Annotated in this window: 10 protein-coding genes and 1 pseudogene; 7 read left to right on the top strand and 4 right to left on the bottom strand. The window is 48.6% G+C overall.

Annotated elements, in window-relative coordinates; translation table 11 throughout:
- The 5 genes and pseudogenes from ACTTJF_RS09655 to ACTTJF_RS09675 form a co-directional block, all read left to right on the top strand.
- A pseudogene (locus ACTTJF_RS09655) lies at window positions 1–204 on the top strand (cystathionine beta-lyase); the annotation flags it as partial.
- Between the two features lie 214 nt (window positions 205–418).
- The gene (gene moaC / locus ACTTJF_RS09660; protein ID WP_442551780.1) at window positions 419–892 is read left to right on the top strand and encodes a cyclic pyranopterin monophosphate synthase MoaC; all 474 of its coding nucleotides are present in this window, start codon (window positions 419–421) and stop codon (window positions 890–892) included.
- Entirely contained in the window at window positions 867–1,130 is a 264-nt protein-coding gene (locus tag ACTTJF_RS09665; RefSeq protein ID WP_442551781.1) for an HP0495 family protein, read from the top strand. Before moaC ends, ACTTJF_RS09665 begins: the two co-directional genes overlap by 26 nt.
- Before the next feature lie 8 nt (window positions 1,131–1,138).
- The gene (locus ACTTJF_RS09670; protein WP_442551782.1) at window positions 1,139–2,419 is read left to right on the top strand and encodes a hypothetical protein; all 1,281 of its coding nucleotides are present in this window, start codon (window positions 1,139–1,141) and stop codon (window positions 2,417–2,419) included.
- A 147-nt stretch (window positions 2,420–2,566) separates the two neighbouring features.
- Window positions 2,567–3,505: a DUF4299 family protein gene (locus tag ACTTJF_RS09675; RefSeq protein ID WP_442551783.1), complete on the top strand. Its 939-nt coding sequence runs from the start codon at window positions 2,567–2,569 to the stop codon at window positions 3,503–3,505.
- Between the two features lie 9 nt (window positions 3,506–3,514).
- Here ACTTJF_RS09675 and ACTTJF_RS09680 read toward each other — a convergent pair whose 3' ends face one another.
- Window positions 3,515–3,685, bottom strand: a complete 171-nt coding sequence (locus ACTTJF_RS09680; RefSeq protein ID WP_442551784.1) for a hypothetical protein — start codon at window positions 3,683–3,685, stop codon at window positions 3,515–3,517.
- Between the two features lie 98 nt (window positions 3,686–3,783).
- Here ACTTJF_RS09680 and ACTTJF_RS09685 point away from each other — a divergent pair, with 98 nt between their 5' ends.
- Both ACTTJF_RS09685 and ACTTJF_RS09690 read left to right on the top strand, forming a co-directional pair.
- Window positions 3,784–4,149 carry a hypothetical protein gene (locus ACTTJF_RS09685; RefSeq protein WP_442551785.1) on the top strand — a complete coding sequence of 122 codons (366 nt, stop codon included), beginning with the start codon at window positions 3,784–3,786 and terminating at the stop codon, window positions 4,147–4,149.
- A gap of 1 nt (window position 4,150) precedes the next feature.
- Window positions 4,151–4,735, top strand: a complete 585-nt coding sequence (locus ACTTJF_RS09690; protein WP_442551786.1) for a tetratricopeptide repeat protein — start codon at window positions 4,151–4,153, stop codon at window positions 4,733–4,735.
- Window positions 4,736–4,956: 221 nt separating this feature from the next.
- On the opposite strand, the gene ACTTJF_RS09695 is transcribed toward ACTTJF_RS09690, so the two are convergent.
- The 3 genes from ACTTJF_RS09695 to ACTTJF_RS09705 all read right to left on the bottom strand — a co-directional run.
- Entirely contained in the window at window positions 4,957–5,748 is a 792-nt protein-coding gene (locus tag ACTTJF_RS09695) for a hypothetical protein (RefSeq protein ID WP_442551787.1), read from the bottom strand.
- 104 nt (window positions 5,749–5,852) lie between these two features.
- Complete coding sequence (locus tag ACTTJF_RS09700) at window positions 5,853–6,719, bottom strand: DUF3137 domain-containing protein (RefSeq protein WP_442551788.1); 867 nt, start codon at window positions 6,717–6,719, stop codon at window positions 5,853–5,855.
- Window positions 6,720–6,929: 210 nt separating this feature from the next.
- Window positions 6,930–7,460, bottom strand: a 531-nt coding sequence (locus ACTTJF_RS09705) for a LemA family protein (protein WP_442551789.1), incomplete at its 5' end; no start/stop codon positions are given.

Consider the following 7,460-nt stretch of genomic DNA (forward strand, 5'->3'; position numbering starts at 1 on the left):
TGCCGCGAAATTTGCGACGACGCGAGCGATTTTCATAAATTTTTACGCCAAAAAGCGGGTCTTTGGCTAAACGACGGCAACGCGTACAGAGGCGCGGAAAAATGCTTCTTGCGCCTCAATATCGCCACGCAAAGATCGCGCGTGCTAGAGGGCCTAAAACGCCTAAAATCAGGCGCTATGGCCTACGCGAAAAGTAGGGAATAATATATTTACGAAAAATTGGGATAAAATTTAGACCTTTTTGGTATGATTTCCCCGTCCGACAAGAAAACCTCCTTTTTGTAACGGCGCCTCGGCTCCCCCTGCCGAGGCGTTTTTGTCTTATTCATTAAGCTTTTTTAGTTATAATCCTTCTCATAAATTTACTCCGCCTAGCTCAAATTTAAGCAAATTTAGCGCTTCAGGCGAAAGGACGAAAATGCTAACTCACATAGACGAAAACGACCGCCCAAAAATGGTCGACGTAAGCGACAAGGGCATAACTACGCGCATAGCCGTAGCAAGCGGCATCATAAAAATGTCGCGCGAAGCCTTTGACGCGATCAAAAACAACACCGGCAAAAAAGGCCCCGTCCTGCAAACCGCCGTCGTAGGCGCGATAATGGGCGCAAAAAAGACGAGCGAACTCATCCCGATGTGTCACCCGCTGCTAATTGGCGGCATAAACTGCGACATAGAGGAGTTAGCTGATATCTGCGCATATAAGCTAACCGTTAGCGTCAAGATAGACGGCAAAACAGGCGTCGAGATGGAGGCGCTAACGGGCGTTAGCGTCGGACTTCTAACGATCTACGACATGATAAAAGCGATAGATAAAACTATGCAAATAACGGACATAAAACTAGAAAGTAAAAGCGGAGGCAAAAGTGGCGACTACGTGCGATCTAAATAAAGAACCCCAAATCTCGTACCCAAATTTCTGGGAATACAAAATCATCATCGAAGAAAGCGGCGATGCCCAAGCTATCGCACAGGGCATCGTAGGCGAAAGGCAGCACAAGATAACACCCTCAAAATCGAGCAAAGAGGGCAAATACAAAAGCTACAATCTAAGCGTTTTGGTTAATTCTAACCAGGAGCGGTTAGAAATTTTTTCCGCGCTAAGACGCGTTTGCAAATACGTACTATAAGGACTTTCATGCAAAATTTAGTCTTCATCCAAACCATAAAAGAGAACAAAAACGACCCGCAAATTTCCGTTTTGATCAGGGAATTTGCGCTAAGCGAGTTTAGAAAAAGCGTCAAAGGCGCAAAAGGCGACGACGCAAACGCGGCTCTAGCTAAGGAATTCGAGCAAATTTGCGAGGCGCTAAAGAGCGAGGATCTGCTAAACCGCCAAAACGTCGCCAACCTCATCCAAAGCGCCGGCGACGCGCTCAGCGAAGCAAAAGAGCAGTATATCCACCGCCTAATTTACGAAAAAGAGCAGATCGAGCGGCAAATTTACGCGCAAAAAGACGAGATCAAAAACGACGTTCGCGCACTGCTTGAAAATATGGAAAATTTCATCAAAAATAGCGACCTGGCAGATAAAGACGAAATTTTAACCGCGATAGACGAAAAGATGCTCTGCGAGCTGCAAATGCTGGGCATCCTCAAAGAAACCACCGAGGCGGCGTTTCTAACCGCGATCGAAAAGGGCGACGACGTAAAAGACACGGTGGAGCAAATCGCCAAAAACGTCGTGCTTAGCGCGATAAACGAGGGCGAAGTGAGCAAAGAGCGCATCCTAGAGATCGCAAGGACGGTCTGCGAGGCGGCGAGCGAGATAGCGGGCATCGATCAGGCCTTTGCCAAAGAGCTAATAAGCGGCGCGATCGGCGGCGTAAAAGATGCGCTTAGCAAAAGGACGGAGAAATTTATCGAGGAGATCAAATTTGCCCCGGACGGCCAGACGCTGCTAGGCGAAGCTAAAGAATTTATAAGGCTTGAGGAGAGGTTTGTAGCGATGCTGCGCGATATGGCGCGCTCGGATGAGCCGTCTGCTACCGTGATAAACGACATCCTATACGAGTCCATAGATAGCTACTTTGCCAAATTTAAGCGGCTACAAAACGATGTTTCGCGCCAGATCGAGCTTCAGCTAGAGGAGCTAAAATTTAACGAAAATATCGATAAATTCGCGAGCCTTGCGGGAGCAAAATTTGAGGAGCTAAAGCGCGAAGTAGGTCAAGCCGGCGATAAATTTAAAGAAAATTTTAACGCCAAAGAACGTCTCGAAGCACTCAAAAAAGACATCAGCGACTTTGAAAAACGAACCGAGGAGAAGCTAAGCGCCATAAATGCGAGCGAGATCGGCGAAAATCTAAAAGCAAAATCAAAAGAATTAGGCGAGAAGCTCTACAAAGCCGCCGAAAATCTCATAAAAAACGCTAAAGAAAAGATCGGCAAAAAAGAGGACGAGAAAAAAGACGAGTGAGCCAAATTTGGGCGCGTATGCTTAAATTTGCGCCCGGGTTTAACCCGCCAGCTCTAAACGAAGGCAAATTTGACGCGGTAAATTTGCGCTCGAATTTGCCTCCGTCAAAACGCCGCGAAAGTCAAATTTAACTCCAAAGGATCAAAAATGAGCATCACGTTTTTCGTCAAAAATAAAAAGAAGTTTCTAGTCGGCCTTGCGCCCGTGATGAGCGTAGAGGAGGCATTGCGACTGGTGCCGAATTTATCGCAGTACGCTGACGAGGACGACGAGGAGTTTGACGCCGAGGGCTTTTACGGCGCAAAGCTAAGCGAGCTTGACTGCCTCGTTGCCGGCACGGACGGACTTAGCGGGCGCGGCTTTGAGATCGGATACGAAGACGGCGCCTACAACGTCCGCATCGTCACGCCTAGCACCCGCACGGACTGGAAAATCGCACTAGAGTATCTAAAAAACCTAGCCATAAAAATGGATAGCGAAATCGTGAGCGAGGACGGCGAGAAATTTAGCGCGCAAAATATCGAAAGCTTTAACTATGAGCCCGATATACGCGCAGGACTAGAGGCGATAGAGCAAAATTTGCAAAAAGAGGCGCAAATCAGCACTATTTACGGCATAAGAAACGAAGTGTCCTTTGATAAAAAGATCATGGCTCGTATCCTCGGCGCAAAAGATCCTGCGGGCGAATTTAGCAAATTCGTAACCGATATCCAAAACCTAGACGCGTATTTTGCAAATCAGATGTTTTACCGCAGGAACGATAGCGGCGAGATCATCGGGCAGTACGTCCTGTCGCAAGATGTCGTTACCGTGCTGCCCTTTGAACCTAGCGTGGAGTATAAAAATTTGCAAATGCTAGGCGATGAGAAAGTCGCGCGGTGGAAGATCGCGATATTTGGCGGAGAGGGCGACGATGAGGAAAAATACGAGATCCTAGCGACGCTGAAATATGAAAGTTTCATCCAAAATTTGCCGAAAGATAAATACGAATTTATCGACGCGAAAAATATCGTCGTAAGCGCATTTAGCAAGGCAGAATTTGACGCTCTCATCGCGAAATGCGGCAAAGAGGGGCTAGCAGACTAGGCTGTTTAGCTAACGGTGGCGATTTGTCCCCCTCGCGCTAAATTTAGCGGCAGAGTTAAATTTATAGCCGATTTTGCCCGCCTTTTTGCTCTGAAACGAAGCCAAATTTGACGCAAGATAGATCAAATTTGGCGTCAAATTTAAAACTCCGCAAGGCTGTAAATTTAACCGCAAACCCAAAATATTAACTTGCGCCGTACCTTTGGATAAAATCGGGCGCAAAAATCAAAAGAGATCAAAAATGCGAAAAATTTTTCCTGCCGCTTTTATGCGCCTTTATGCTAGGCGGATGTACTACATACGGCATCGGTCCATCTAATATATTTCTAGAAAACAAAGAGCTAACTCAACTAAAAGGCCGCCATATCCTAGATATGGAAAAATACTCCGACGGCTGGTCGCACATCGAGATAGGTATGCTTTCGAACAAATTTTATATGCAGCACGAACCGCGCGAAGTACTATCGGTAAATAGATCGTGCAACTTCTGGGGCTGCAGCGTAACGGGTGTGAACTACAGCACCTACGGCTTTGTTTACTTTACTACCGACAAAGACGGCTATATCACGGACTACACCGAGGACGGAGACGCGATAAGGAGCGTCAAGCATAAATTTAAAGACCTGCTAGTACTGGAGAACTAAGATGAAAAAGACGGTAATAACATTATGCACATTTGCGATCACTGCGGCGTTTGGGCTCTCTAACGAGGATTACGATAAATTTATAGTGCTAGACGATAGCGGAAAATACAAAGAAGCGTTGGCGTTCATCACGCCGCGAGCGGAGGCCGGCGACGCTAGAGCCGCCACACTCGTAGGCTACCTATACGAGGTAAGGATGTCTAATATCGGCGAAGGCGTAAAATGGTATAAAAAAGCCATGGGGCTAAACGATTCGCTCGCCCACTCTAATATGGCGCGGATCTACTACCGCATGACGGATTATAAACTAGCCGCGCAGACCTTTGAAAAGGCAAGCAAACTAGGCGACACTGGCGCGGACGCAATGCTAGGAAATATGTATCTAAACGGAATACACTTTAAAAAAGACTACAAAAGAGCGCTCGTCTACATCCAAAAAGCCGTTGCCGATGACGATCCTCAGGCTCTAACCGATCTAGCTATATGCTACGAGAATAGCTACGGCGTCGCAAGGGATATGAATAAAGCCATAGAGTTCTACAAACGCGGAGCGGCAGGCGGTACGAATACGCCAAAAGAGCGCTAGAGAGGTTGCAGTAGCTAGTGCATGACTGCCTGAGTTTTGACGATACCGACTTTATCCGTCTGGTAGCGGCGACTCGGGCTAGCCGAGAGAATAAATTTAGGCTCGCTTGAGCTCAAATTTAGTTTTTAGTAAACTGGTCGATACTGGCGATCTGTTTACCGACTTCGCCTCTACCAAATCACTCAAATTTGGGTAAATTTAAAACCCGAGCCGAGTCAAATTTAATAGATAAAAAGCCCCGCGTCTTTTGCTTCGCCGACTTTGTCCGTTTTTACCCATGCCGCGATGTAGATGAAAAACGAAGCCACGAGCAAAAAGAAACCAAATACCGCCAAAACACCGCTCGCCCACAACAGCTCTCCCGCAAAAAACGTGCAAACGTAGACGCGAAAAAGCCCGTTTCTAGTTAGTCTTGCTAGCTCGAAAAAGACCTTCCCCCACACGAACGCGACGTAGCCCAGCAGCAGTAGCGCGATGACGGCGACAAGCCTAGCTAGCGGATGAGCCGCGCCCGCCATATACGATGCCAGCGTCGCCGTGACGTGAGCAACGAACATCACGATCATCGCCTTGCCGTAGTTTACGTGCAGATCATCGCTGTGAGCGAGCCTGGCGACTCCGCCTAGTGCCGCGTAGGTTAGTAGTGCAGCTGCTATGACGGCGAGATTATCCGCGATCTGTAGCGCCAGTCCCTCGTAGCTAGCGATAAAGTACGCGTAGATCTTGATCACGGCCGGCACGATGCCCGATGCGATGCCTAGCATCCTAGCCCGATCAAACGCCGCGCTCTCTTTTAGCGCAGCCTTCGTCTCCTCGCTTCTGGTATCCTTTACGGCGCGCTTTTCGCCCTCGCCAGAAATCACGAATACATCTCTCGCAAACGCCCCATCAGGCCGAAACGCCGCTCGCTCGCCGCCGCTAGGTCGCCCCAAGCGCACGTCCTCAAAGCTAAATTTATAGTATTTGCCGTCATCGCCAATTATCGTCGTTTCGTTTATCGCAACGCCCTTCACCAACTCTCCTTTTTGCGTTTTTGCCGCCATGTTTTAGATTAGCCCGCTTGTTTGCATTTTTGAGGTACGGGTTATGCCGCCCGTAAAATTTGACGCCACACTCCCTAGTCCAGCCAAATTTTACGGTTTAGCCGCAGCTCCTCCACGATACGAAGGAAGCCGCCGATCTCGTCTTTGTAAAATCTATTCGCCCCTTTGCCCACGAGCGGACAGCGCAGATCGGGCTCGAAGTTATCGCGCCCCGTGCGGATCGCCATGCAGATTTTATCGCCTATTAGCACGATGTTTATCGGGCGGTGAAATCTCGTTTTTAGCAGTTTTAGATTTTCCATCAGGCTGGGCGTGAGTGCATATCTAGCCTCGATCTGATCGGTCGTATAGACGCGAAATAGCCGCTCAAACTCCGCATCGTCCATCCTCGCGCGCTTGCCGCCGTAGTCCCTAAAATCATCCATCCCGCTGCAAATTTGCGTGACGCCCTTTAGTCGTTTAGGAAAATCGGCGACGAACAAAATCCCCGCAAAAAGTATCCTGTGCGTCTCGTTTCCGTGCAAATCCTCTTTGATACTTATCGCCTCTACGTCGCTAAATTTGACCCGCACGCCCTCTATCTGCCCGAAAATCAGGTCGTTGCCCGAGTATTTGTCGATGTCAAAATCGTAAATCATATAAAGATAATCGCTCTCTACGTAGTCGCCCGGATAGTACGTCAGACCGCAGTCCTCCGCGATGCTCCTCACGACCTTTCGCTTAAATTTAAACGTAAAGCTATCCGTGAAAATACTCTCAAAAAAATAATACATCGCAGCCCCGCAGACCACAAACGCACCAGCGCTAAGAGCGGCGTTTTGCGCTGCTAGATATAGCAGCCAAGCCACCACGGCGGCTACAAAGACGCAGGTGAGCTTTAGCCTAAAAAGCGAACGCAAAACCTTTTGCCGCTCAAGCTCTAGCAAAGCCAGATCGTCCATTTTTGCTCCTATTTTAATCTAACGCCGTTTTTATAAATTTGGCTATTTTAAGGGCTTTCGTCTTTAAATTTGTGTTTTAAACCGCTTAAATTTTAGCTCGCCGTTTGCGGGCGACGTTTTAAATTCGGATCAAATTTGCCGCCTAAATTTACCGCCCACGCCGCTTTTGCGCTAAAATTTAACGCCAAATTTGACGAAGCGAGCGCAAATTTAGCGGTTAAAAAGCTCGTGCACGTCGTGCGGATCGTCTTGACCCTTAGGCACCTCGAAAAACGCCGCCTTATGAAACCTCGCCCAGCTAGCGACGATGTTTGATGGAAACATCTCCACGGCGTTGTTATAGTCGGTCACGGCGGCGTTGTAGGCGCGGCGCGCGGCGGATATCTGTTCCTCGATCTCGTTTAGCGTCTTTTGCAGGTGCATGACGTTTTCGTTGGCTTTGAGCTCGGGGTAGTTCTCGACGACGACGTTGAGCTTTGAGATGAGGGTTGATAGCTCGCCGTTTAGCGCAAATCTCTGCTCGTCGCCCGCGGCCTTTTGGATACCGCTTCTAAGCGCGGAGATGTTTTCTAGTAGCTCGCGCTCGTGCGTGATGTATTGCTTGACGGTGGCGACGAGGTTTGGGATGAGGTCAAAGCGCCTTTTTAGCTGCGTATCGACGCCTGATCTGATGTTTGAGACCTGGTTGCGCTTGCCCACTAGCGAGTTGTAGACCGAGATGACGATGAGCGCGAGAACGGC

Origin of the sequence: Campylobacter sp., from assembly GCF_052170435.1 — a bacterium.
Lineage (GTDB): Bacteria > Campylobacterota > Campylobacteria > Campylobacterales > Campylobacteraceae > Campylobacter_A.

What these genes read in the sequence shown, in the direction of transcription:
- moaC (WP_442551780.1), top strand. Translation starts at nt 419, where the DNA reads ATGCTAACTCACATAGACGAAAACGACCGCCCAAAAATGGTCGACGTA.
- ACTTJF_RS09670 (WP_442551782.1), top strand. Translation starts at nt 1,139, where the DNA reads ATGCAAAATTTAGTCTTCATCCAAACCATAAAAGAGAACAAAAACGAC.
- ACTTJF_RS09675 (WP_442551783.1), top strand. Translation starts at nt 2,567, where the DNA reads ATGAGCATCACGTTTTTCGTCAAAAATAAAAAGAAGTTTCTAGTCGGC.
- ACTTJF_RS09685 (WP_442551785.1), top strand. Translation starts at nt 3,784, where the DNA reads ATGCTAGGCGGATGTACTACATACGGCATCGGTCCATCTAATATATTT.
- ACTTJF_RS09690 (WP_442551786.1), top strand. Translation starts at nt 4,151, where the DNA reads ATGAAAAAGACGGTAATAACATTATGCACATTTGCGATCACTGCGGCG.
- ACTTJF_RS09700 (WP_442551788.1), bottom strand. Translation starts at nt 6,719, where the DNA reads ATGGACGATCTGGCTTTGCTAGAGCTTGAGCGGCAAAAGGTTTTGCGT.